This is a genomic window from Lichenicoccus sp. (genome assembly GCF_965277665.1).
GTDB lineage: Bacteria > Pseudomonadota > Alphaproteobacteria > Acetobacterales > Acetobacteraceae > Lichenicoccus.
Genome location: NZ_OZ255835.1, coordinates 64,785 through 89,800, shown reverse-complemented (window position 1 = coordinate 89,800; position 25,016 = coordinate 64,785). Strand labels below are relative to the sequence as shown.

The following is a 25,016-nucleotide window of genomic DNA, read 5'->3' as shown; positions in this document are numbered from 1 at the left end:
AGGCGGCCTCGGGACCGGCAGCCTTGCTATGGCAGGGCCCCCGCAGCGGGGAGTTACGATCCGGTTAAGAAACGGTTGGTCAGTTGGACTGAACCAAAGAATTGGATTACTATCTCTGGTGCAAAGATGTTGACATCGATTGACCGGATATCGTTTCTAACGAACATACCGCGCCAACATTTCAAATCGAGATACATCGTGCAATACAGGATCGCTCTTATTTCGGCCATGGCCTGCCTCGCAGCCGGATCGGTTGCTCGGGCCCAGAATATCACCCAGACTTCCGCCATCAATACGTCCTACAAGCTTGTTTTCGATGATGAATTCAACGGAACCAGCGTCGACACCGCAAAGTGGAACGTCATGGCGAACAGCTGGATCGGCGGCGGCTACGGCCTGGACCAGTTCACCCCGAGCAACGCGACCGTCGCCAACGGATCGCTCCAGCTCACCGCAACCAAAGGCTCGCCCTCAGGCCGGCCGTACAGCGCGGGCTTCATAAGCACCAAGCAGTCTTTCCAGTATGGCTACTTCGAGGAACGAGCGATGATGCCGGCGAATGGCCACGGCATGTGGCCGGCATTCTGGATGAACAACAACGGCAACTATCCGGAAATCGACGTCTTCGAGTGGCTTGGCAATAACCCCGGCCAGCAGTGGTCGACCTACCATCCGTCCAACGATGCATCCCTCACAGGCGGCGTCGGGCTGGGAACTATCGCCTTGGGACCCGACCTCTCCACCGCATACCATGTCTACGGGATGCTGTGGACGCCAACCAGCCTCACCTGGTTCATCGACGGCGTGCAGACCTTCCAGCTGATGCAGGGCGAGATCTACAAAGGCTCCATGGTCAAGATCCCAAACACCCCGATGCAGACCATCCTCAACAGCGCGGTTGGGGGATGGAACGACAACGTTGTGGACAGCAAGACGGTGTTTCCGAACAGCTACGTGGTCGACTACATCCACATCTACTCGAGCGCACCGAATGCGGTCGCGGTTACGCCGCAGCCCAACTATAGCGGTCCGTCGAACATCTTCGGACCGATGTGCTCGTTGCCCTTGACACCCTGAAGGCTCCCGAGGTTCGCGGCGGGTCAGCCCGGACCGGAGGATGATGCATGCATCATCCTCCGGTCCAGGGCGTTTTCTCACGCGGCACTCCAGCCGAGGATGCCCTTGACCTCCAGATAATCCTCCAGCCCGTATTCCGCGAATTCCCGTCCGTTGCCGGACCGCTTGTAGCCGCCGAACGGCATGCCGGAATCCCAGGCCGGATAGTTGATGTGCACGGTGCCGGCACGAAGCCGGCGCGCGACCTGGCGCGCACGGGAGAGATCGTCGGACTGGACATAGGCGGCCAGGCCGTATTCGCTATCGTTGGCGACGGCGACCGCTTCGTCCTCCGAGCCGTACGGCATGATGCTCAGGACTGGCCCGAAGATCTCCTCGCGCGCAATGGCCATGTCCGGCGTGACGTTGCCGAACACGGTCGGGCGGACGAAATACCCCAGCTTCAAGCCGTCGGGCCGCCCGGGTCCGCCCGCCTCCAGGGTGGCGCCCTCGGCAATGCCGCTTTCGATGAGGCGCTGTATCTTGTCGAACTGCGCCTGGCTGACCACCGGTCCGATCGTCGTCGCGGGATCGTCCGCGGTGCCGACGTGGTATCGCCCGGCTGCCGCGGCCGCATACGCCACCGCCTGGTCGTGCAACTCCTCCGGGACCAGCATCCGGGTGGGTGCGTTGCAGGACTGGCCGTTGTTGCGGTAGCAGCCGGCGACACCCTTCTCCACCGCCGCCTCGAGTGGGGCGCCGCGCAGCAGGATGTTTGGCGACTTGCCACCGAGTTCCTGGCACACCCGCTTGACGGTGTCGGCGGCAGCCTTCGCGACCTGGATGCCCGCCCGCGTCGATCCGGTGAACGAGACCATGTCGATCCCGGGATGGCCTGCCATCGCCGCGCCGACCGTGGCACCCTCGCCATTGACCAGGTTGAAGACACCCCTGGGGACGCCGGCTTCATCCAGGATCTCCGCCAGCACGACGGCGTTGAGTGGCGCGATCTCGCTCGGCTTGAGGACCATGGTGCACCCCGCCGCCAGTGCAGGCGCGACCTTGCAGAGGATCTGGTTCAGCGGCCAGTTCCAGGGCGTGATCATGCCGACGACGCCGATCGGCTCCTTGACCACGTAGCCGGACCCCTTGCTGACCCCGAAGGCGTAGTCCTCGAGCACCTCGGCCATCTTCTTGAGGTGGGCGCGCCCGATGCCGACCTGGACGTCATGCGCGAACTTCAGCGGCGCCCCCATTTCGCGCGACACGGCCGCAGCAAGGTCGCCGTGCCGCCGGTCATAGACGTCGATGATCCTGTGCAGGAGGTCGAGCCGCTCCTGGCGGTCCGACCATCCGAAGCTCTCGAAGGCAGTCCTCGCCGCCCGCACCGCGCGGTCGATGTCGGCCGCCGAGCCGATCGAGATCGTCGCGAACCGCCCCTCGGTCGAGGGATCGATGACGTCGAGGGAGTTCGCGGTGACCGGGTCGACCCAGGCGCCGTCGATGTAGAACTGCAGTTCGTGCGCCATGGCGTGCAACCTTGTCTGCTACAGGTGGGTCTGGTCCCGGTAGGTCTGGTCATGCCGGCGACCGGGCCGGCTAGAGCGGCAGCGCACCGTCTTCGATGCGGGACAGGAGACGGTCGTCGCAGGCAATGAAGCGTCCCTCGCTGCGGTCATTGAACCAGAGCGCGCCGACTTCCGGCGACAGCGTCAGGCCGGCTTGCACGAGCGGGCCTTTCGTCGGTCTGAAGGTCCCGGTGGTCGCGATGGCGCTGCAGATCCGCACGAACATCGGGTGCGCATAGTCCGGCAGGTTGGCGAACATGTGTGCCCTAAGCGCGGCAAAGTCGAAGTCCTTGCCGATGGTGACCGCCGCCACGCCAGTGCGGCCATCGGTGCGCGGGAGCGCGATGCCGCAGACCACCGCGCCGGTAACGCCGGGGCAGGCCTCGATGACCGCCGCCACCTCCATCGTCGACACGTTCTCGCCTTTCCAGCGGTAGGTGTCGCCGATGCGGTCGATGAAGTAGAAGTAGCCGGCACTGTCGCGCCGCATCAGGTCGCCGGTCCGGAACCAGCGGTCCCCCTCGACGAAGACATCCCGAAGTATCTTGCGATCGGTTGCCTGCCCGTTGGTGTAGCCATCGAAGCCGCGTGCCGGACCCGACCTGTTCTCGCTTATCTGGCCGATCGCCTCTCCGGCTTCGTCCGCCACGCAACGCATGCAGCGGCCGGCGGCGTCGCGTATCGGTTCGCCCGTGTCGGTGTCCGAGCGGATGAGCTCGACCGGAAAGCGGTGGGCGAGGAAGGCCGGGATGCGTCCGATCGAGCCCGGCTTGCCCTCGCAGTTGTAGAGCGACACGTGGCCCTCGGTGGCTGCATAGAATTCGAGGATCCTCGGGATGCGGAAGCGATCCTGGAACTCCTGCCATACATCGCCGCGCAGACCGTTGCCGCAGCACAGCCTGAGCCGGTGCGCGGTCTCCGCCGGATGCTTCGGCGCGCGGGTGAGATACCGGCAGAGTTCGCCGATATACTGGAAGATCGTGCACCCGGTCTCGATGATGTCGTCCCAGAAGCCGCGCGCCGAAAAGCGTGCCCGGATCACCACCGACCCACCGCGGCTCAGCATCGATCCGATGGCCACCACGCCACCGATGCTGTGGTACAGCGGCAGGCAGTCGTACAGCCTGTCCTCCTGCCGGACATCCATCATGCCGGCGAACCACGTGCTCCATTCCAGGACGCGCGCATGGGTGATGGTCGCCGATTTCGGCAGGCCGGTGGTCCCCGAGGTGCTGATCAGCAGGGCACGGTCCGAACGTCCAGGCAGCCGCAGGCGAGGAAGCGCTCCGGCCGGCGCCGATCCGATATCGATCCGCGACAGGCAGCCCTCTCCATCCTCGGTCTCATCCTGGCTTCGGCTCTCGCCATGGACCCATATCCTCAGGCCGGCGGGAAGCTGCGACGTGATCGCCTCGAGGCGCGCGACGAGCGAGGCCTCGACGATGATCCGGCGCGATCCGGCGGCGCGAATGCAATGCGCGAGTGCCGCACCGACAAGACCGGTGTTGATCAAGGCGACCGCAACGCCAACTCCGCTCAGCCCGAGCCAGATCGCGACATAGTCCGGGCAGTTCGGCATCAGCAGGCAGACCACCTCGCCTGCGTCCACCCCTCGAGCGGTTGCCCAGTATCCGTAGGCCTCGGACCGGTCGACGAGCCCGCGATAGCCGAGCTGTTCGGTTTCTCCGATCAGCGCCGGCTTGTCGCCCTGGACTGCAGCGACGTCACGAATGACAGACAGGATCGTCGTGTGCCCCGACAAGTCCAGCTGTTGCATGCACTGGAGCGTACGCGACCACTCGTTCAGCGCCTTGCGGGAGGGCTTCGAATCCATTGTCAAGCTCATGCAGCCTCGCCGATCCGGTTGCCGTCTTCCCGAGCAGGCTGGGAACACAGGTCACGAGCAACTCCCTGAAGCCCTCCCAGAGGGGCAGGATACGGTCATCCACCTCGATGTGCCGGCTCAGCGCACCATGCCCCTGGTCAGGATCGCTGTCGAAGCGCACGTGCTCGGCAAGGAAGTGCTCGAAAGCCTGCAGCAAGGGAGTGTTCCAGTCGCAGAAGCCCAGGATCGCCTTGAACACCCGCTCGAGTCCGCCATCCTCGTAGCTCGCGATACTGGCAGCCCGGACGGTGGCATTCAGCGCACGCGCCTCTCTCAGGTAGCGGTGTCCGATCGTCTGCAGACGCTGGAACTTCACGGTGTCGATCGGCATCAGATCAAGCGTGCGGCGCATGAACTCGTCATGGTTCATCTTTTCACCAACCGCGGCGACCCCGGGCCAGGGCGCCAGGTTGTCGGTGTCGCACTCCTCTGCCTCCAGCTGGCGCAGCTTCTCGTCATGCGGATGCAGACGCCTGGCGGTCTTGAGATTCTCCCGGAACTGGATGGAGAAGAAATGATAGGCCCACGCAATGGAGGTCATGTCTTCGCCGCTGATCCCCTGCCAATCCAGGTTGCAGATCTCGGCTATGACCTGCGGATAGCGGAAGTCCCGTGGGCTCGTCATGGAAAACACTCCGTGGGCTCTCAGGCCCGATTGATGTCAGGCGTTGAGGCAGGACCCATACCCTGCAGAATACCGGCCAGCGCGAGGACGTCCTGTGGCATCGTCTGGCCGTTGGTCAGGCAGATCCGCAGCACGTCGCGGCCGCAAAACCGTGTGGCCGCCACCCAGGCCTCTCCCGACGACACGACCGCGGCGGCGATCGAGGCTGCAGCGGGGAAGCCTTCAGGCGGATCCACGCACAGGACCGCCAGGGAGGAGTCGTTTGCCACGCCCCATCCCAGGTGGCGCAACTCTTCCCTGAGCAGCGCGGTGAGATCGATCGACCTCTCGACATGATCGGCATAGCCCGACCACCCGGCGACGGCCAGGGAGAGGAACAGCCGCAGCCCGAGAAACCGTCGCGACCACTGCGCGGTGGTCACGTACGGGTCCAGGCTGCGGATGTTCGACGGCATGAAGCTCGCCGCCGAGGGTGCGACGTGGAAGGCCTCGCCCAGGACGATGGCATGGGCGGTGATGAACACGCCGCACGCCATCGTCGTCGCCAGCCACTTGTGTGCATCGATGGTGACGGAATCCGCCGCCTCGATGCCGTCAAGGAGTTTGCGCAGCCGATCCGAGACGATCAGCGCGCCGCCCCACGCGGCGTCGACATGCAACCATGCGCCGGCGGCACGGGCTATCTCCGCACAGTCACTCAGCGGGTCGATCATGCCGGCCCCGGTCGTGCCGGCCGTGGCCACGATCATCACCGGCAGACGACCCTGCGAGACATCGTCGGCGATGCAAGCGACCAGAGCTTGTGGGTCCATGCGACCCGACCCGTCGGTCGCGACCACATGGACTGCGGCGCGGCCAATTCCCGACTGGTGCGCTATTTTGTGCCACGCCGAATGGGCGTCTTGCGAAACATAGAGAACAGGCGGATTGGAGAACCCACGCGCGCCCTCCGATGCGTAGCGGGGATCGGCCCGGGTCAACGCACAGGTCAGAGCGGTAAAGTTGGCCTCGGAGCCCCCCGACGTGAAATGGCCGACGCTCTGCGGTGGCAGGCCCGCCCGGCGCGCGATGGCTCCGATCAGGTGGGCTTCCATGTCGACCGCGACCGGAGATGTCCTCGAACTCGCCAGTTGCGGATTGAACGCCGCAACGATCCGCTCGGCGCACTCGGACGGGAATGTCGGAGCCGGGTTGAAGAGGCCGAAATAGCGAGGATGCGTCAGGTGGACGATCCCGTGCTCCAACTGCTCGATGACCCAGGGCAGCACGATGGCCAGCGGCCTCGGCGTCTCGAAGTCGAAGCCCGCGAGGCCCTCGGCGAATACCGACCGGTCCATGTCCGGCACGACACTGCCGGACGCCACGCGCCGGGCGCTCTCCCCGAGCCGTGCGGTCAGGTAGTCATCGAGCGCTTTGCGATCGGATGCGGCTGGAAACAACGGCGTCGGGATCTGCAGGTCGGCGCTTGCGACATCCATCGGTCAGCACTCGCCCAGGACTGCCGGATCGGGATGGCAAACACCATGCAGGCCCGGCACGAAAGTTCCGGGATGTCGATCCGGCGCGCCGCGGACCAGGCGCGCGATCCAGTTCGCATAGAGCCGGACTGCCGGACGATCCCACGGGTTGGCGGGCGAAGCGTTCGCGACGAGCTGCAAGACCTCCTTCAGCGCGGCGATGCCGCGGTGTGCGGCCAAGACATGGCAGCGGTAATCGTCGAGCGCCGCTTCGAGCGGTGCCGCAAAATAGTTGCGCGGGACCAGCGGGTATTCATCCCGCTGGCCCAGAAGATAGCGGCGAATGTCTCTCGTGTACTCGTACAGCAGAGTGCGCGCATCGTATTCCGGGTGCCCCTGGAGGAAGAGAAACGGAGCTGGTCCGGGCCTGAGGAAACTATCGACGCCAGCCTCCTGGGCCCGCGACAGGATTTCGTAGCCCGCCCGCACCAGCGCCCCCTCCGACAGGCCGTTATAGCGCGAATGCGGCGTGCTCCAGCGGCCTGGGAGGCCTTCGGCCAGTGGATGGTCGACACCGACCAGGTCGCACGCGAACACACCGGACAGCTTGGCAGGGAGCCGGGAGCGACGGATCCCATCGAGGTAGAAGACAGTCGCGTGGGCGGCAAGGCAGGACCAGATCACCGGAACCGCAGTCTCCTGGGCCCAGTCGACCAATCTCGTCAGGCACGCCCAGGCCGGCTCGTCCTGCAGGTGCGCGGCCTGCGGCTCCATGCCGGTGACGATCACCGCATCGAGATGCGCGCCATACAACTCCGTGAGGTCCCTGTACTCCCCTAGCGCGCCGGGTGCGCCGCCGCTGGGGGGGCCGTCGCCTTGCCCGCGACTTGGCCGGCAGCTGAACAGCTCGAGGGAGATCTCGCGCTGCGGGCAGGCTGCTCGCAGCAGCCGGGTGAACTGCTCCTGCGTGGACTTCAGCGCGCCATTTGGCATGTTGTTGACCAGTCCGACAACCAGTGGTCGAGGCCGGTGCATGGCCTGCGGTCCACCCAGGGTCCGGACGACATCTCTCACGACACAATCTCGAGCGGTGTACAGGAGACCGGAGCGGCGCGCGGGTGGCTGGCGGCGCCATCGACCGCGGCCTCGAGCGCCTGGTCCAGATCCGCGATGATATCGTCGACATGCTCGATGCCGATGCTGAGCCGGATCGTCTCCTGGGTGACGCCGGCACGCTTCTGCTCGTCCGCCGACATCTGCCTGTGGGTGGTCGAGGCCGGGTGGCAGGCCAGGGACTTACAGTCACCCAGGTTCACAACCCTTTTGACAAGCTTCAAGGCGTCATAGAACCGCACGCCGCCCGCATAGCCATCGCGCACCCCGAATGTGAGCAGCGAGCACGCGCGTCCGCCGAGATACTTCTGCACCATCGCGTATTGCGGGCTGTCGGCAAAGCCGGCGTAGCTGACCCATTGCACTCTCGGATCCCGTCGCAGGAACTCGGCAACGTGCCTCGCATTCTCGACGTGACGGTCCACCCGAACAGCGACCGTCTCGATGCCCTGCAGCAGCATGAAGGCGTTGAAAGGCGAGAGCGCAGCCCCGGTGGTCCGGAGATGCACGCTCCGGCAGCGCGCGATAAAGGCGGCATCGCCGAAATGCTCCGTATAGACCAGGCCTTGATAGGACGGGTCCGGCTCGCTGAACATCGGGAAGCGGTCGGGAAAGTCGCGCCAGGGAAAGCGTCCGCTGTCGATGATGGCTCCGCCGATCGAAGTGCCGTGGCCGCCGAGGAACTTGGTCAGCGACTGCACGACGATGTCCGCGCCATGCTCGATCGGCCGCAACAGGACCGGCGTCGGCACGGTATTGTCGACGATCAGCGGCACATGGTGCCGATGTGCCGCCGCCGCCAGGCCGGCGATATCCGCGACATTGCCGGCCGGATTGCCGACGCTCTCGCAGTACACGCCCCTGGTATTGTCATCGATGACGCTTTCGACGTCCTCGGGTCGATCGCTGTCCGCAAAGCGAACCTCAATGCCCAAATCAGGCAGATAATGGGCGAACATCGAATGGGTGGTTCCGTAGAGCTGCGGGACCGATACAAGATTTCGGCCGGGCCGCAATATGTTGGAAACAGCATAATGCAACGCCGCCTGCCCCGAGGCCACGCTCAGTGCCTGAAGACCGCCTTCCATCGCAGCGATCCGAACCTCGAGAACATTATTAGTTGGATTGCTGATCCGGCTGTAGCGATGTCCGTCCACTTCGAGATTGAACAGCGCCGCCGCGTGCTCGGAACTGTCAAAGCCGTACGCCACGGTCTGATACAGAGGCACTGCAAGCGCCCGGGTCGTAGGGTCCAGATCAAAGCCGGCATGCAGCGCCAGTGTCTCGATACGCATTTCGCACATTATCCTGCCGGCGCGCCGGCGCCACGCCTCACGAATTCAGAAATCGCCGGACCTGATCTTCCGCACCCGACCTTCTCGACGAGAACAATGGCTATCGCTGCCTATGCGGGCCGTCGGTAGATGCCCCGAACGATGGCGAGACCATATGCTCACGTCACCAGTCCAATGCAGGGGAGCAATGACGGGTGCCGAACACACGACCGGAGTTGCGCACGAGCAGGCGATGAAGGCGCCTATCTACGACTTACGGCTGTTCTAATATCTGCATTAGTGACCATTGATTAATCACACAATATTGCAGGTAGCGGGTCAGCAACGAGAGGTCAATTCGGCAACGGCTCACGTCTGTTATTTCACGCACATATAACGGACTTGTCGTTCGTATGACTAGACTTTTGCTTGCCGGTCCGGTGTTGCGCTGACAGCACGTTCCTTGAACTCGTCCGCGGGCGCTCGCGCTCGGATGATAATTAGGCTTGCGGGTTCTTGACTAGTACCATCAACATGCAGCCGGTCTAAGGGTCGCTTTCTTCACAGTTTGCCAGCCGCAACTACAAATTGTTAGGAAGCGCAAACATCGACTGACGTTTCTCTAGGGCAGTCCCCTGCCGCACTTCCAATCTCGTTGCCCACAGACATGACGCTCCATCGGGAACGCAAGATGCCAGTCCGCCCGGTTATCCTGGAACAGATCGCTCGGGTTGCAGACGAGCAAGGCCGGCAGCTGGCCCCGCTGACCGACGATCTAAAACTCTTTGATTCCGGTCTCGACTCACTTTGTTTCGCGATCCTGGTAGCCCGGCTGGATGATGAGCTCGGCCTGGATCCGCTTTCCAACGAAGCCCACGCATTTCCTGTCACCATCGGTGATTTCATACGGCTGTACGAGCATGCCACTATCTAGACGGCTCGCGCTCTGGGACCTGCTTTCGCCTGAAGCGACTTCGCGGCATCGTTTCATCGCCGACAGTCGCACACGTCTTCCTGTCGTGTCGCTCGCCGGGCAGACGAGCCTCGGCGGTCGGCTCCACGAGCTCCGCGGGCGTTGCGTCATGATCATGGCAAGGCGCCAGATCAGCACGGCCCTGGCCGCCGCCGAGATCGACGGGGTCGCTCGGCGCATCGTCCTCTGCACGCCCGGGCTCGCTACCGCCTATGTCGAGACGACCATGCGCGATGCTCAGGTCGACGCCGTCATCGTTGATGACGACCTCCCCGAAGGCAGCCTTCCTGAGGACATGCATCTGGGTGGCGCCGGCATCACGGTCTGCCCGGACCAGCTCCAGCCGGTTGCCGGGGTCACCGAACGCGACACCGGGACCGAGTGGGTCCTGCTGACCTCCGGCACAACCGGGCTGCCAAAACTTGCCCTGCACAGTTTGGAAAGCCTGGTCGCGCCAATCGGAGTTGGCGTGCCACCGGGAGACCCGGTCTGGAGCACGTTCTACGACATACGCCGCTATGGCGGGCTGCAGATCCTTCTCAGGGCCCTGGTCGGTGGCGGCTCGATGGTTCTGTCGGATGCCAGCGAACCGGTTGACGCGTTCCTGGCGCGCGCGGGCGCGGAGAAGGTTACCCATATCTCCGGCACTCCATCGCACTGGCGCCGCGTGTTGATGAGTGCCGCCGCCGGGTGCATCGCGCCAGGCTACCTGCGCCTCTCCGGAGAGGCGTGCGACCAAGCCGTTCTCGACCGGCTGAAGCTCGCCTATCCGCGGGCCGCCATTACCCATGCCTTCGCCTCTACCGAGGCCGGCGTAGGCTTCAACGTCAAGGACGGCCTCGCCGGCTTCCCGGCCTCGCTCATCGGTCCGGAACGGGCCGGTGTGCAGATGCGTGTCGAGGACGGTTCTCTGCGTATCCGTTCGTCACGGACCGCCAGCGGCTATCTCGGAGACGCGTCCGGCAAGCCGCTGCCGGACCGCGACGGGTTCGTCGATACCGGCGACCTGCTCGAGCTGCGCGACAAGCGCTACTATTTCATCGGCCGCAGAGGCGGCGTCATCAATGTCGGCGGCTTCAAGGTGCATCCCGAGGCGGTCGAAGCTGTGATCAACGAGCATCCCGCAGTCCACGCGTCACGTGTCTCCGGCCGCGCGAGCCCGATAATAGGGGCACTCGTGGTGGCCGAAATCGTCATGAAACAGGTAGCTGCCCCAGGAGCCTCCGGTTTCGTGAGCGTCCGGCGCGAGCTCCTCGAGCTGTGCCGGAACCGGCTGCCTTGCCACCAGGTCCCGATGAACTTTCGCGAGGTCGGCTCCCTCGAGGTTGCGTCGTCCGGCAAGATGACGCGCCTACATGCTTAACACCATCGTCACCGGCGGTAGCCGCGGTCTCGGTCTGGGCATTGCGCGAACGCTTGCCGCGTCGGGCTTCAATGTCATTGCGATTGCCCGAAACACCACCGCCCAGCTTGACGATGCGATTGCGGATGCCAGCTGGCGCGAGCGGGGTAGGCTGCACTTCCGTGCGCACGATCTCTCGGAGTTGCCCGCGCTTCCTGCGCTGGTCAAGCAGCTTCGGGCGGAGTTCGGACCACTCTATGGACTGGTCAACAATGCCGGCCTTGGAACCGGCGGCGTCCTCGCGACCATGCAAGACGACGATATCGAGCGGCTCGTCCGGCTCAACGTGCTGATGCCTATGATGCTGACGAAATATGTCGTGCGCTCGATGCTGGCGGCTGGTGCCGGCCGGATCGTCAACGTCTCGTCCATCGTCGCCCGGACAGGATATAGCGGACTGTCCGCCTACAGCGCGACCAAGGCATCCCTCGAAGGCTTCACCCGCGCGCTGGCAAGGGAGGTCGGACCGGTCGGGATCACTGTCAACGCCGTGGCGCCGGGCTTCGTCGCAACCGAGATGACCGACGGCCTCAGCATCACCGACCGCGACAAGATCAAACGGCGCAGCGCGCTCGGGCGCATGGCCGAGGTCGAGGACGTTGCCGCCTTCGTCGATTATCTGTTCACCGAAAAGGCCTGCAACATTACCGGTACCGTCATGACCGTGGACGCCGGCAACACCGCCTAGTATCAGCAGTTTGTGGCCTGCCGGCATCCGCTCGCTCCAGGCATCCTCCTCAGCAGGCGCCGTCGCGGCGAAGCACGACCCAAACGGTCTGCCAGAGGATCAACGCGTCACGGAGCAACGACATATCCCGGACGTAGATCTTGTCGAACTCGACACGCCGCTCGTAGCAGACCGCGTTGCGCCCGCTGACCTGCCACAGGCCGGTCAGGCCGGGCCGCACCGCGAGATATTGCTGGCGCCCATCGAACCTCGTGTAGAATCCCTCCAGCTCGGCCTGGGTAACTGGTCGCGGTCCTACTAGGCTCATGTCGCCGACGAGGACATTCCAGATCTGCGGCAACTCGTCGAGCGACGTCGAACGCAGAAACCTGCCGATCCTAGAGATACGTGGATCGTTCCTGAGCTTGTGCGTCGCGGCCCACTCGATCCGGGCCTGTTCGTCCCGCGCCAGCAGGTCGGTCAGGACCGTATCGGCGTTCAGGCACATCGACCGGAACTTCAGGCACGTGAACGGACGACCCCGCCTGCCAATGCGCTGCTGACGAAATAGGAGAGGTCCTCGATCACCACGTAACCCGATCAGCAGGGCGATGCCGACCAGCAACGGCAACGCGAAGAGCCCAAGGAGCCCGGCGACAAGAAAGTCGATGAGGCGTTTCAGACCGGCATGCAGCGGCCCAACGTGCGGCCGGACCGGGTGCCGGATTCCGGGCTTCAGCGTGTCCAGGAACGAAGGCGCGAGGCCCCCGACCTGCACGATCGTCCCGTCGACGATGCTCTGATTGCTCGACTGCATGCGATCGGCCCTTATGCAGCCTTACACGCAGATCTTTGCAATCATGCGCATGCAGGCAAGCACGCCGGATTCGGTCTCGGATAAATAAAATAAATCAGAAGTCCGCTCGTCGGAGAAGGGCAACGGTCGCTATGGATAGGTATTGACGCACAATTAACCCTGAGCAACGTCGACGGCGTTTCGGGACCGGCATAATACTAGACTTGGCAAGCCACTCAGTCCTATCGACGAACTCAGCGGGCTGGTCAGCGCCACCGAAGAGTGTTCAGCACACAATGAAGCATGAGCCGGTGTTGCAGGTGATCCGGTTTGCAGGGTGCTTCGGATGGCTGCATACGCCATCGAGCGGTCAGTCCAACGGTGTGGCCGTCATTCTGTGTCCGGGTCTCTCGACCGACGGACTGACCGGCTACCGGCCATTCCGGCTTCTGGCGACGGCCCTAGCCAGGGCTGGATATCCGGCCTTGCGCTTCGACTATCCCGGAACCGGCAATTCGAGCGATTGCGACGCCGACGATGTCTGGCTGCTCTGGCAGGAGAGCATCCACGACGCGGTTGACTGGCTGCGGCACCATGGTCTCGCGGACCGAGTGGTTCTCTGCGGCCTGCGGGCAGGCGCGACGCTGGCCATAGAGGCCTCGGCGACGTGTGGCGACGTTGCCGGCCTACTGCTGCTTGAACCTGTCCTGCGCGGGCGTTCCTACCTCCGTCAGCTCGCCATCGAAGCGGGCGGCAAGGCGACAGACCTTGCCTCTGCGGGTCCGCTTGCGGTGCATGAACTCAGGCTGTCCGCAAAGACGGTCGAGCGCGTGAGCCAGATCGACCTGCGGCGGTTCCGGCCTGCGCCGTCCTGCCCGATCGGCGTATTCATCCGAACTCCGACGAAACTCCTTTCGGAGTGCATCGCGGCATGGCGCGAGACTGGCGCCAAGGTGGACAGCCGGGCTTTCGACGGCCTGGAGGCGATGCTGCGTCCCGTCCTGATGAGCCATACGGCGTCAATCGATGCGAGCGCGATCCTGGCCTGGCTCGGAAGATCCCAGTCGGTGACCTCGGTGACACTCGCCCTCGACCGGTTACCGGCCGAGGGCGTTCTTCTGAACGAAGCCTTCATGGAAACATCAGTGCGCTTCGGGTCCCCGCAGGGCCTGTTCGGCATTCTGTGCGAGCCAGTGCAGCGCTCCGCCGCGGAAGTCGCCGTCGTCGTCACCAACAGCAGCGGCAATCCGAGCTACGGCTTTGGCCGGTTCGGGGTCGAGCTGGCACGCAGCCTGGCCGCCGCCGGCATCGCCTCGCTTCGCATGGATTTCTCGGGACTGGGTGACAGCACCACGCCCGATGACGGTCCGGCCCATATCTTCGAGGCCGATCGCAGGGAGGAGCTCCGGTCGGCAATCGATCTGCTCACGACACGGGGCTATCGCCGGTTCGCGACCCACGGACTTTGCTCCGGCGCCTATCACGTCCTGCATGGCGCCTTCGCCGACCCGAGGGTGAGCACGCTCCTGCTGGTCAACCTGCAGCACTTCTCCTGGGACAACGGCGACCGGGTAGAGCTCAAGGGCTACGCATTGCGCCATCCGGCTCATTTCCTGAAGAAGCTCGGGTCCCGAGTGGTCTGGGTGAACCTCATCCGTGGCAAGTTCGATGTGGCTGGCATCGTTGCGGCCCAGGTCGGCCGCCTTGCCAACGAGGTTCGACGGCTGACGGGTGGCCCGGGCCAGTGGCACATCAGGGAGCCTGCGGGCCCCGCCACGATCACGGACCAGATGCAGGTCCTGTCTCTGCGGGCAAGGACGCTGTTCCTGATGTCGAAGGGGGACGAGGGAATTGCTATGCTGTCGCGCGAATTCGGGCCAGCCTTGGAGCCCCCCGGCGCGATCGTGCAGATCGTTGCGGATCTTGACCACGCACTTTCGACCCGGGAGATGCGGCAGGTCGCGATCGGCCGCATCATCACCTTCCTGGAAAACCGGACGCTATCGCCACAACACGGGCTGCAGCCGCTTCTGGAGGTAAATGCCGCGTAGCGAACACGAAAGTTTAATGCCACGGAGGCGAACGGAAAGCTACGCTTGCTGCGCTCCTGCTAACGAAATGCGTTTGGGTATTCAGTGTCGAGACTTACGAATGCGCATTGACTAGATGTGCCTAAGTCGTCAGTCTTCTCAGATAAGATTGCCGATGCTCGTCCATGTCACGGAACCGGATTTCCATGAGAGATCCACCAGATCAGAGGCGTCGAGAACATGTCGGAACGCATTTGCATCACTGGCGGTGCGGGATTTGTCGGACGCCTGCTGGCGCGCGAGTTCTACAACAGGCATGACGTCCTGGTTCTCGACCGCCTCGACTTCGGGATCAACCGATTTCGGCCGGAGGAATTGTCCAGGTTCGAACTGAGCCGGACAGACCTGCGGGATGCCGCAGGCGTTGCGGCCGCCCTCGACCGCTTCGCGCCCGACGTCATCGTGCATCTCGCTGCAGCTCATTTCATCCCCCTCTGCGAGCGCGCTCCCGGGTCCGCCGTCGAAACCAATGTGGTCGGGACAGCCAATCTGCTGATGGCGTGTCCACCGAACTGCCGCTTCGTCTTTGCCAGCAGCGGCGCGGTCTATGCGCCGTCCCAGGCACTGCATGACGAGAGCCGGTCGGAGATCGGCCCCCGCGAGGTCTATGGGTTCACCAAGCTGCAGGGGGAACAGTACGTCCGCTACTTCGCGAAGCTCCGCGGGATTGCGTCCGTGGTGGTGCGGCTGTTCAATGTGGTGGGGCCCGGAGAGACGAACCCGCATCTGCTTCCCGAGATCGTGGCACAGATGAAATCCGGCCATACCCAGGTGGCACTGGGCAACCTCTGGCCGAAGCGCGACTACATCCATGTGCATGATGCCGCGGCGGGGTTCGCGGCGGTCGCGCTGAACGGGACGGTTCAGGCCGGGGAGACCGTCACGGTCAATCTTGGGACCGCGAAGCAATACTCGGTCGAGGAAATGATCGCGAAACTCCGCAGCGTCTCCGGGTATCCGTTGGCCGTCCGTCACGACCCGGGCCGGGCCCGGGCAGTCGATCGCCCGTTCCTAGGGGCCGTAATCAAGGAGATCTGGTCACGGTTCGGCTGGGCGCCACGCCTGACGGTCGATGACGCCATCCGCGACCTGTGGCGCGACCCGGACCTCAGCGACGACCTGGCGGAACGACTGGGCCTTGCACCCAGCGCCATGTCCCTGCTGCCGTCATGCGCATAGCCATCTTCACCGAACTCTACGCGCCGAGTGTCGGCGGCCAGGAGGTCTTCTTCGCAGGCCTCGGCCGCGCACTGTCGCGTCGTGGCCACCAGCTTGACGTCTATTGCATCGCGCACCAGAAGGGCCTCCCCGCCTCCGAGGTGCTCGACGGGGTCTGGGTTCATCGCACGCTGACCGCTCCAAACTACACCAGGCCACGGTTTGCCGCGATGCGCCGCGAGTGGGCAGCGTTGTCCCGCTTCGCGCTGCACACGCGCAGGATCGCACAGCGGCGCGAGCATGACTTCTACCTGCTGAACCAGTGGCCGTTCATGCATGTCGTGACCCTGCCGCGGCACGCGCGCCGGCGGGCGCTACTGCACTGGTGCGAGATCCGGGAATCCGGGTTCTTCCGGATGATGCAGAGCTATCTGCCCAGGCAGACCTGGTTGAACGGCGCGATCAGCGAGAGTGTCGGACGCCGGATACGCGCGTTGTCCGGCTGCGAGGCAATGACGCTGCCGAGCGGGCTCGACCTCGAAAAGGCGAGCTACCTGCCGCGCAACGAGCGCAGCGACATCCTGGCGGTGAGCCGCATCGCAGAGCACAAGAATCTCGTGATGCTTGTCGCGGCGTTCGAAATCATGCGCCAGCATGGCTATGCGGGCCGTTTGAAGATTGCCGGTGACGGCCCGGCGATGGGAGCGCTGCGCGTACGTGTCGCGAGCTCGCCTGCGCGGAGCGGCGTCGACCTGCTCGGCCGCATTACTGAGGCGGAAAAGTTCTCGCTGATGAGCCGCTGCGAGGTTCTCGCCATGCCCAGCAAGCGCGAGGGCTTTCCGCATGCCCTCTCGGAAGCGATGAGCTGCGGCCTGCCGATCGTGACGGCGGATTATCCGGAGAACGGCACCCGGGCGGTCGTGGAGGCGTTCGGGTCCGGCATCGTCACCAGCCAGAGCGCCGAGGCGCTCGCTGCGGGCATGGAGCGCCTGCGCAACGGTTGGGATCTGTATTCGGCGAACGGCCGGAAGGCGGCTAGGACCCTGGACTGGAATGCAATCGCCGAGACCCTCGAGGCCAGACTCATGCGCGTTCCCGGATGACGACGATGATGATATCCGAGCCGACCAACCGAAGCCTGGCAACGCAGACTGAACTGCGCGCGAGAGAAGGTACTCTGGTCAAGGCGCATTCAATTGGCGAGTTGCTTGCCCAGGATGCGTCACGCAGGCCGGGTGGCCTGAAGTGGAGCGCCGCTGCGCTGCGCCGGCGCTGGTGGCTGTTCCTGGCGGTGCTCATCGCAACTGTGGCGCTGGCGTCCGGCTACGCGGTGGTCAAGCCGCCCACCTATACCGCGACCACCCAGATCATTCTCGATCCCAGACCCGGGAGCGATGCCTCCTCTGCGGCAACGGTTGGCAACGGCGTCGACCCGATGGCAGTGGACAGCCAGGTGGAGGTGCTGAAATCGCGCGACATCGCCCAGACCGTGATGCGCGAATTGAAGCTTGTCGACGACCTACGCTTCGCCGCCCCTTCCCGACTTAGCCGCTGGTTCGGATCACAGGCGCGCACCGACCCGAAGGCCCGGGAGGAGGCCACCGTCGAGACGCTGGCGCAGAATCTCGACGTCCACAGCCTCGGGCTGTCCTCGGTTATCTCGGTCAGTTACCATGATCAGTATGCCGACGATGCGGCGCGCATCGCGAACGCGGTTGCGAAGGCATACATGAGTGGCCAGCTGTCCGTTAAGGCAGACGAGTCCAGACAACTCGTGAGCTGGCTTGAGTCCAGACTCGTGGTCCTCCAGCAGAACGCGGCGCGCTCGGAGACAGCGCTGAAGGAGTACCAGGCGTCGAACGGACTGATCGGCTTGCAGAGCAGTACGGGCTCGACATTGGCGCAACAGCAGATCAACGCCATCACGATCGACCTTTCCCGCGCCAGCGATGACGAGGCGGTGGCCCGCGGCAAGCTCCAGGGCAGCCTCGGCCGGACGGGCCGCTACGACAGCGTCGGCGACACCCTCAGCTCACCGGTGATCCAGGACCTGGAGCGGGACCGCAACACCGCGAGTGCACGGCTTGCGCAGCTTCAATCACGTTACGGCTCAGCCTATCCGGAGGCGGTCGCCGAGCAGCACGGCATCGCAGATATCAACCGGCGGCGAGTCGAGGAAGTCGAACGCATCCATCAATCCCTGCAGACCGCGCTGGACGTTGCCTCCTCACGCACGGCGTCACTTCGCGGGTCGCTGAATGCGGCGCTGGCGGCGGCGCAGAAGGCCAGCCGGGCATCGGGCCAGGAAATGCAGCTGCAGATTCAGGCGAGTGCGGACAACGATGTCTACAGGAAGTCACTGGACCGCCTGAAGCAGACGATCGCGGAGGCCGGCACCGAGCGTGCCGACGCGCGCATTGTGAGTGTCGCGACGAGCCCGCTCAAGCCAAGCTCGACCGGATGGAAGCTGATCGTTGCCGGCGGCCTGCTTCTCGGCTGCGTGACTGGCTTGATCGTCATCGCCGGTGTCGAGCTATTGAAGGGGGGGATCTACAGCTCCGAGCAGCTGGCCGAAATGGTTCGGGCGCCCTGGCTAGGGTCGGTGCCCGAACTGGAGGACACCAGCGGCAGCACGATGCGTCCGGGCCTGCGAACCATCGACGTTCCACTGTACGACCGCCTCTCGGGTTTCTCGGAGATGGTGCGGGGGATCGCGGCCAGCGAACCTTTCATGGTGAACGAACAGCGCCGCCTTGCCGTCATGCTGACCTCGGCCGTGACTGGCGAGGGCAAGTCGACCACGGCGATCGCGCTGGGCCGGACGTTGGCGCTGCAGGGCATCCGCGTGCTGCTCGTGGACTGTGACCTGTTCAGGCGCTCGCTGACCACGATGTTGTCTCCCGAGGTGACCTACGGCCTCGTCGAGGCCATCGAAGGGACGGCCACGATCAAGACTGCGCTGCAGTTCGACGAGGTCTCCGGGATGCACTGGATGGGTGTCCGCAAGGGGAGCGGGCGCGCGGGTACTTTCTCGAATCCGCGCATGCCGCAGCTGCTGTTCGAGCTGCGGGAGAGCTTCGATATCGTACTCCTTGATGCGGCCCCGCTCCTGGCGACCGCCGATGCGCGCTATCTGGCACGTGCGGCCGACCGGCTGGTGATCGCGGTGCGCTGGGCGAGAACGCGACCGCAAGGAGTACAGGCCACAGTGAAGCTTCTCGACGAAATCGGGGTTCGTGCCTCAGGCGCGATCCTGACCCGGGTCGATCTGCGCAAGCAGCGCCGTATGGGCGATGCTGGGCGCTTTTCCTACCAGGAGCAGTACAGCTCCTACCGGACGGTGGCGGCGCGTTGAATGTCCTCGACGACTAGCCGAGCGGGTGCGGCATCGCAGCTGCACGGAGGCGGCGACGCTCCGGCGGTGAGCGTCGTCGTACCGGTCTTCAACCGACCGGAGAGCGTAGCCGGCGTGATCGCCTGCCTGCGTGGACAGTCCTTCACGCACTGGGAGGTGATTTTCGTCGATGACGGCTCCGACGTCGACCTGCTTGCGGCAATCTGCCCGTTCCTGGACGACACGCGGGTGCGCGCGGTCCGGCTCGAGCGCAACCGTGGCGCCTCCGCCGCGCGTAATCGTGGTGTGTCGGAAGCGCGTGGCCGCTATGTCGCGTTCCTGGACTCCGACGACGGCTGGCATCCGGACAAGCTCGCCCGCCAGCTCGCCGTCATGGCGCTGCTGCCCGCCGATGCGAGAGCCTTCTGTGTGACCCTGACTTCTGTCGTGATGCCCGGCGGCTGGCGGCGCGTGCGCCCGAACTTCCCACCCCAGCAGAGCAAGTCGTTCGGCCACTATCTCTATGTCCAGGGCGGCTTCGCCCAGGTCAGCTCGCTGCTGCTGCCACGCTTCCTTGCCTTGGCGAACCGGTTCCACGAGAACTTGCGCCAGTACGAGGATCATCTGCTGTTCATCGAACTGCATGCGAGCGGTGCGGACTACATCGTCGTGCCAGAGGTCCTGACGGTCTGGCGCAACGATGTCCGGCAGGACAGGCTGAGTCGGCAGGACGATCTCGACAACGGAGAGGCCTTTCTCGCTGCCGCAACGGACGTGCTGGATCCCGGCGTGCAGGTTGCGTTCCGGCTGCGCGCGCTCGGAGGCGTGCTCATCCGGCGCAGGCCGCGCGACGCCATAAAGCTCTTCCTGTTCGGATTGCGGCAGCGCGTGCTGTCTCCGAGACAGATCGCGGTGATCCTGGCCCGTCATATGCTGCCGCCAAGGCTCTGGCAGCTGATGGTGCGGCCGGCGCAATGAGCATAAGCGTGGCCGCCACCGGACGTCTGGTCTTCGGCTGCCAGCCGCGGATCCTGCTGCTCTGCGCGGGCGTGATCCTGATGTTCTGGCTTAGCAACCCGCTGGAACTCGCCATCAAGGGGATTAACCCAGCCGCTGCCGGCCTGGTCGATCCGACGACGTCTCGCGTGATCTATGCGAACAAATACCTGCAGACGCTGATCCGTATGGCGGTGCTGGGGTCAAGCGGGTTGCCGTTCCTGCTGAACCCCGCGATCGGCTGGCGGATCCTCATGCGCGCGCCGATGCTCTGCATGTTCTTCGCATACGCAGCCTGTTCACTGCTCTGGTCCGACACGCCGGCGAACTCCCTGAACGACCTTGTCTATCTCGCAACCGCGCTGCTGACCGGAATGGCGCTTGCGATCTACGGCTCGCCAGGCGACGCGGCCCGCATATTCGCCCTGGGGGGGCTCGCCATCGGCGTCGTCTCGCTCGGCGTCATCGCGCTGTTCCCGGCCTACGGCGTGCATCAGCCCAGCGAGATCTCGGCGGGCGCATGGCGCGGCGTGTACGACGACAAGAACGAGCTCGGCCAGGTCATGGCCGCCTTTGCGGTGGTCTACCTGGTCAAGGGCAGCCAGCTGTTCCGTCCCCGCCTCGTCTGGATAGGGGCCCTGGGGGTGAGCCTGTTGCTCGCCGTCGCGAGCAAGTCCGCGGCGGCGCTAGCCATCATTGCCCTCGGTACCTCGGTGTACGTGCTGCTCTTCGTCCTCGGCGGGATTGTGCGGGTGATCGCCCTGCTGGCCATGCCGCTCGTCATCGCGATCGCAAGCGGCCTGAAAGACGAGTTCCTTGCGCTGCTCGGCCGCAATGCGGATCTGTCCGGGCGCACCGAAATCTGGGCGGCGGCCTGGCGCATCATCCAGCAGCACATGGTCTATGGAAATGGCTACGGATCAGCAACGATGGGTGGCCTGGTTCCCTATCTGGTCGACCGCTTCAAGGTCGCTCACACCCATAACGGCTATCTCGATCTCGCCTTGTCGGGCGGCGTGATCGGATCGGCGCTGCTCTATGGCGCGGTGGCGACCGCGATCTACCGTGCCATCAAGGCCTGGGACCCGAAAAGCGAGACAGCCCTGCTCATCGAGACGCTGTCCGGCTTCCTGATCTGCTGGAGCGTGTCGGCCTTCTCCGAGGTCACGTTCCGTCCAAACAACCCGATGGGCTCCCTAGGGATGGCGGCTTTGGTCGTGCTGTCGTCGTTGCCCGCCGCATTCCGGGGCAGCCGTGCGCTGGCCACGCTGTCGGGACACAACCTTGCGGTTCGGGCAGGGCCTGCCTGATGCGGGTTCTGCACATCATGGCGGACGGCTCTCCAGGCGGCGGCCCGACCGTTGTGCAGATCCTGTGCAAGTCGCTCGGCGATCTCGGCATCGACGCCGCGGTCGCCACGCAGACGAACAGCCATCTGTCACGCGAAGCGCGTCTGGCCGGCATTCGAACCTTCGAGGCGGACTTCTCGCACCGGATGAAGGCATGGCAGGCTGGCCGCCGGATGCACGAGATCCTCGAGGAGGCACGCCCCGACGTGCTGCTGGCGCACGGCGCCCGCTCGACCCTACCTGCCGCCCTCCTGAGGCGCAACCGGAGGCCACCGCTGGTCCATGTCGTCCATGGCCTGCACTACACCAGAAAGCCCTTCCTGACGCGTGTCCTGGGACGCGCGACCGAACGCTTCTGCGTCTCGCGGGCCGACCGCACCGTCTTCGTGGCGAATGCCGACGAGGCGATGGCCAGGCGCCACCACATCCTGGGCCGTGCCGGGCACGACGTCATCCATAACGGTGTGGCGGTCCCGCCCGGCCTTGTCCGCAGCCTCGCAGACCGACGGTTCGATATCGCCTTCATCGGACGCCTGCACGTCCAGAAGGACCCGCTCATCCTCCCGGAGATCCTGCTCGCCATGCGGCCGCGACGGCCGAGCATGCTGATCGTCGCCGGCGGCGACCTCGAGCAGGCACTGCGGGCGAAGATCGAGGTCACCGGGGTGGGTGAGCAGATCGTCTTCGCCGGCCCGCAGCGCCGTCACGAGGCGCTCAGACTGCTCTCGCAGGCGCGTGTCTGTGTACTGCCCTCGCTGTGGGAAGGCCTGCCGGTCTCGCTGGCCGAGGCGATGCTGCTGCAGGTCGCCGTCGTCGCGTCCGACATACCTGGCAATTCCGAGATCGTGCGCGCCGGAATGACCGGACTGCTCGCGCCGGTCGGGGATGCAAGGGGCTTCGCGAGCGCCATCACCCGCCTGCTGACCTCGGACAGCCTCTGGCAGACACTGACCACGGCGGCGATCGACCATGCCCGCGTCAACTTCTCTGCCCTCGGGCAGGCGAAAGCCTATCGCGGACTGTTCGCTTCGGTCATGTCCGAGCATCCGTCGGTACGGTCCGGTGCGTTAGAGGCCTTGTAGATGTCGCCCATGATGCTGAAGCTGCGGCCATTGCTGATGCTCTTCGGCGGCACGTTCGGGGCGGCGCTCCTGTCCATGGGCGCGCAGCTGCTGCTCATTCATGCCTTGACGGTTCCGGACTACGGCCGCCTCGCTACCATCCTGGCTGCCGTCAACCTGCTGTCGCCGTTCGCAGGCTTCGGGGTCAACTGGTTCTGGATCCAGGCGTTCGGGCGCGAGGGCTATCGCGGCTTCCGCTGGGTCGGGCCCTCCTTCAGCCTTCTTGGCCTGACGAACCTACTGAGCCTGCTTGCCCTGGCAGGCTACATCGTCTCCGCCGGGGGCTTTGCCGGACACTCGATGGGCCTGGTCGTCCTGTTCTCAAGCCTGATGCTGCTCGGCCAGTGCGCCGTCGAGATCGCGTCGGTCAAGTTCCAGCTCGAAGAGCGCTTCGGCCAGCTCGCCTTGTGGCAGGCCTTGTCGCAGCTGGGCCGCTTCCTGGTGGCACTCGCGCTGATCTACCACGCGCGGTCGCTGCATGCGGTAATGGAAGGATATGGTTTTGTCGGGCTGCTCCTGCTGCTCGGCAGCGCGGTCATCATACGCAGCTTCCACACTAGGCGGTTGAAGCTGGCAGGGCACGGACCGGCGGAGGGCGACCGCATCCTCGAGCCGCCAAGCCCGCTGACCACAGCGAAGTTATCATTTCCGTTCGCCTTCATTACGATCTTCTATCTGGTCTACTCGCAGAGCGTCCTCCTGCTAATCACCTTTTTCATCGGGCCCGGCGATACTGCGGTGTTCAGCGGCGCGCTGCTGGTCATCTCCGCAATCCAGCTCGTCCCGAACATAATCTTCACGAAGTTCCTGATGGGCCGGATCTGCCGATGGGCCGAGCATGATCACGCAAGCTTCCACGCGATCCTGCATCTGAGCGCCGCCGGCATGATCGTCCTGGGTGTCATGGTGATGGTGCTCGTGGCAGTCGGCGCGCCACTCGCCGTGCCGGTCATCTTCGGTGCGCGCTACGCCAGAACGACGATGGTGCTGATCTACCTGACACCGACCATCCCGCTGCGCTTCGTGCAAAGTGCCTACAGTTCGATGCTCGTGTCCGAGGCGAACGTACGCAAGCGGGTGATGTTCTCCGGCGTCAGCGCGGCCTGCAGTCTTGCACTCAATCTCTTGTTGCTGCCGACGCTTGGCCTGACCGGCGCCATCATCGCGTCGATCGCGTCCGAGGCCGTGCTGCTTCTGCTGGGGATGTGGGGAGCCGCGAGATATGTCGGAAACCTGAATATCGGCGACAGTTTCCGACTGACCTCCCTGCGGTCCGCGACGCACCAGATCTTCCGTGGCGCCGCCTGGTGACCCGGTCCTGGCCGACGGCAGGTCGGACCTTGTTTTCGATGACACGGCTGCCGCAATCTCACGACCGGGCTTCCTGCCTGGCAGAGGTCGGCCCCCGCTCCGCTCTGACTGCAATGCATGGGACTCAGACTCCTTCCATGACTACGCCGGCTTCCCCGGTCTTCAGCTACAGGATTTCCCGGATCAGGCGCCTGGCGCGCTTCCTGAGGAGCTCTGTCGATCCTCGCGCCTATCTGCATTTCCTGCGCATAGTGAACTTCTATAACCACTCCCATGTGACCCCGCGGCGCAGGATAACGGCCGGGCAGGCATGCTCCATTAGCCCCGATGTCAATTTCATGCATGGCGAGCGCATTTTCCTCGGCGACCGCGTCAGTCTCGCCTCCCGCTGCTTCCTATGGGCGGGGCCGGCGCAGGGAACGATCATCCTGGAAGACGACGTCCTGCTCGGCCCGGAGGTGCTCATCACCGCGGCGACATACCGCTACAACGAGGGCACGCCGGTCACCAAGCAGCCCATGAAAGAGAGCAACATCCACATCGCTCGCGATGTCTGGATCGGGTGCCGGGCGATGATCATGCCGGGTGTGACATTGGGAGCAGGTTGTGTGGTGGGAGCCGGTGCGATCGTCACCAAGAGCTTCCCGGCGGGTTCGGTGCTCGTCGGCGCGCCGGCGCGGCTGGTACGAACGAGGAAGTATCCGCCCGATCCTACGATTGATTTGTCGGGTTGTCCGCAGGTCTAGAGCCAATTCCGACCTGAGTGAGTCGGAACGGGACTGAACTAAACCAGTGATGCGGTGGTTGCGGCTCCGTTTGGATGGATGGGCTAGCTGGTCTG

General features: G+C 64.6%; 20 protein-coding genes. 13 read left to right on the top strand and 7 right to left on the bottom strand.

All coding sequences use genetic code 11. The annotated features are described in order from the left end of the window. Window positions 1-198 precede the first annotated feature (198 nt). A complete protein-coding gene (locus tag ACQY4O_RS00440; protein WP_428374290.1) occupies window positions 199-1,077 on the top strand; it encodes a glycoside hydrolase family 16 protein in 879 nt (292 codons plus the stop codon). 77 nt (window positions 1,078-1,154) lie between these two features. Here the strand turns inward: ACQY4O_RS00440 and ACQY4O_RS00435 are convergent, their stop codons facing one another. The 6 genes from ACQY4O_RS00435 to ACQY4O_RS00410 all read right to left on the bottom strand — a co-directional run bounded on the left by ACQY4O_RS00435 (window position 1,155) and on the right by ACQY4O_RS00410 (window position 8,999). Next, complete coding sequence (locus ACQY4O_RS00435) at window positions 1,155-2,585, bottom strand: aldehyde dehydrogenase family protein (protein ID WP_428374289.1); 1,431 nt, start codon at window positions 2,583-2,585, stop codon at window positions 1,155-1,157. A 70-nt stretch (window positions 2,586-2,655) separates the two neighbouring features. Beyond that, the gene (locus ACQY4O_RS00430) at window positions 2,656-4,458 is read right to left on the bottom strand and encodes a long-chain-acyl-CoA synthetase (RefSeq protein ID WP_428374288.1); all 1,803 of its coding nucleotides are present in this window, start codon (window positions 4,456-4,458) and stop codon (window positions 2,656-2,658) included. Further along, window positions 4,349-5,134: a hypothetical protein gene (locus ACQY4O_RS00425; protein WP_428374287.1), complete on the bottom strand. Its 786-nt coding sequence runs from the start codon at window positions 5,132-5,134 to the stop codon at window positions 4,349-4,351. The genes ACQY4O_RS00430 and ACQY4O_RS00425 overlap by 110 nt, the downstream gene beginning before the upstream one ends. A 20-nt stretch (window positions 5,135-5,154) precedes the next feature. Beyond that, entirely contained in the window at window positions 5,155-6,573 is a 1,419-nt protein-coding gene (locus ACQY4O_RS00420) for a pyridoxal phosphate-dependent decarboxylase family protein (RefSeq protein WP_428374286.1), read from the bottom strand. Between the two features lie 42 nt (window positions 6,574-6,615). Beyond that, the gene (locus tag ACQY4O_RS00415) at window positions 6,616-7,626 is read right to left on the bottom strand and encodes a homoserine O-acetyltransferase/O-succinyltransferase family protein (RefSeq protein ID WP_428374285.1); all 1,011 of its coding nucleotides are present in this window, start codon (window positions 7,624-7,626) and stop codon (window positions 6,616-6,618) included. A 35-nt stretch (window positions 7,627-7,661) separates the two neighbouring features. Beyond that, the gene (locus tag ACQY4O_RS00410; protein WP_428374284.1) at window positions 7,662-8,999 is read right to left on the bottom strand and encodes an O-acetylhomoserine aminocarboxypropyltransferase/cysteine synthase family protein; all 1,338 of its coding nucleotides are present in this window, start codon (window positions 8,997-8,999) and stop codon (window positions 7,662-7,664) included. A 646-nt stretch (window positions 9,000-9,645) separates the two neighbouring features. On the opposite strand from ACQY4O_RS00410, the gene ACQY4O_RS00405 reads away from it, so the two are divergent. The 3 genes from ACQY4O_RS00405 (at window position 9,646) to ACQY4O_RS00395 (ending at window position 12,041) form a co-directional block, all read left to right on the top strand. Continuing rightward, window positions 9,646-9,912, top strand: a complete 267-nt coding sequence (locus ACQY4O_RS00405; protein ID WP_428374283.1) for an acyl carrier protein — start codon at window positions 9,646-9,648, stop codon at window positions 9,910-9,912. An 85-nt stretch (window positions 9,913-9,997) separates the two neighbouring features. Continuing rightward, window positions 9,998-11,314 (top strand): class I adenylate-forming enzyme family protein, encoded by a 1,317-nt coding sequence (locus tag ACQY4O_RS00400; protein WP_428374282.1) that lies wholly within the window; start codon window positions 9,998-10,000, stop codon window positions 11,312-11,314. After that, on the top strand, window positions 11,307-12,041 hold the full coding sequence (locus ACQY4O_RS00395; protein ID WP_428374281.1) for an SDR family NAD(P)-dependent oxidoreductase: 735 nt from the start codon (window positions 11,307-11,309) through the stop codon (window positions 12,039-12,041). Before ACQY4O_RS00400 ends, ACQY4O_RS00395 begins: the two co-directional genes overlap by 8 nt. Window positions 12,042-12,090: 49 nt before the next feature. Here ACQY4O_RS00395 and ACQY4O_RS00390 read toward each other — a convergent pair whose 3' ends face one another. After that, window positions 12,091-12,837 carry a sugar transferase gene (locus ACQY4O_RS00390; protein WP_428374280.1) on the bottom strand — a complete coding sequence of 249 codons (747 nt, stop codon included), beginning with the start codon at window positions 12,835-12,837 and terminating at the stop codon, window positions 12,091-12,093. A gap of 464 nt (window positions 12,838-13,301) precedes the next feature. Between ACQY4O_RS00390 and ACQY4O_RS00385 the strand changes: the two genes are divergently transcribed. From ACQY4O_RS00385 to ACQY4O_RS00345, 9 genes are all read left to right on the top strand, one after another. Then, window positions 13,302-14,867, top strand: a complete 1,566-nt coding sequence (locus ACQY4O_RS00385; protein WP_428374279.1) for a hypothetical protein — start codon at window positions 13,302-13,304, stop codon at window positions 14,865-14,867. Between the two features lie 219 nt (window positions 14,868-15,086). Then, entirely contained in the window at window positions 15,087-16,085 is a 999-nt protein-coding gene (locus ACQY4O_RS00380) for an NAD-dependent epimerase/dehydratase family protein (protein WP_428374278.1), read from the top strand. Beyond that, a complete protein-coding gene (locus ACQY4O_RS00375) occupies window positions 16,076-17,167 on the top strand; it encodes a glycosyltransferase family 4 protein (RefSeq protein ID WP_428374277.1) in 1,092 nt (363 codons plus the stop codon). Before ACQY4O_RS00380 ends, ACQY4O_RS00375 begins: the two co-directional genes overlap by 10 nt. Further along, window positions 17,164-19,419, top strand: a complete 2,256-nt coding sequence (locus ACQY4O_RS00370) for a GumC family protein (RefSeq protein WP_428374276.1) — start codon at window positions 17,164-17,166, stop codon at window positions 19,417-19,419. The genes ACQY4O_RS00375 and ACQY4O_RS00370 overlap by 4 nt, the downstream gene beginning before the upstream one ends. Window positions 19,420-19,485: 66 nt before the next feature. After that, window positions 19,486-20,376 carry a glycosyltransferase family 2 protein gene (locus ACQY4O_RS00365; protein WP_428374275.1) on the top strand — a complete coding sequence of 297 codons (891 nt, stop codon included), beginning with the start codon at window positions 19,486-19,488 and terminating at the stop codon, window positions 20,374-20,376. After that, window positions 20,373-21,704, top strand: a complete 1,332-nt coding sequence (locus ACQY4O_RS00360) for an O-antigen ligase family protein (RefSeq protein ID WP_428374274.1) — start codon at window positions 20,373-20,375, stop codon at window positions 21,702-21,704. Before ACQY4O_RS00365 ends, ACQY4O_RS00360 begins: the two co-directional genes overlap by 4 nt. A gap of 17 nt (window positions 21,705-21,721) precedes the next feature. Further along, window positions 21,722-22,825 (top strand): glycosyltransferase family 4 protein, encoded by a 1,104-nt coding sequence (locus ACQY4O_RS00355; RefSeq protein ID WP_428374273.1) that lies wholly within the window; start codon window positions 21,722-21,724, stop codon window positions 22,823-22,825. Further along, the gene (locus tag ACQY4O_RS00350; protein WP_428374272.1) at window positions 22,826-24,175 is read left to right on the top strand and encodes a lipopolysaccharide biosynthesis protein; all 1,350 of its coding nucleotides are present in this window, start codon (window positions 22,826-22,828) and stop codon (window positions 24,173-24,175) included. A 137-nt stretch (window positions 24,176-24,312) separates the two neighbouring features. Continuing rightward, complete coding sequence (locus ACQY4O_RS00345; RefSeq protein WP_428374271.1) at window positions 24,313-24,921, top strand: acyltransferase; 609 nt, start codon at window positions 24,313-24,315, stop codon at window positions 24,919-24,921. Window positions 24,922-25,016: the final 95 nt, after the last annotated feature.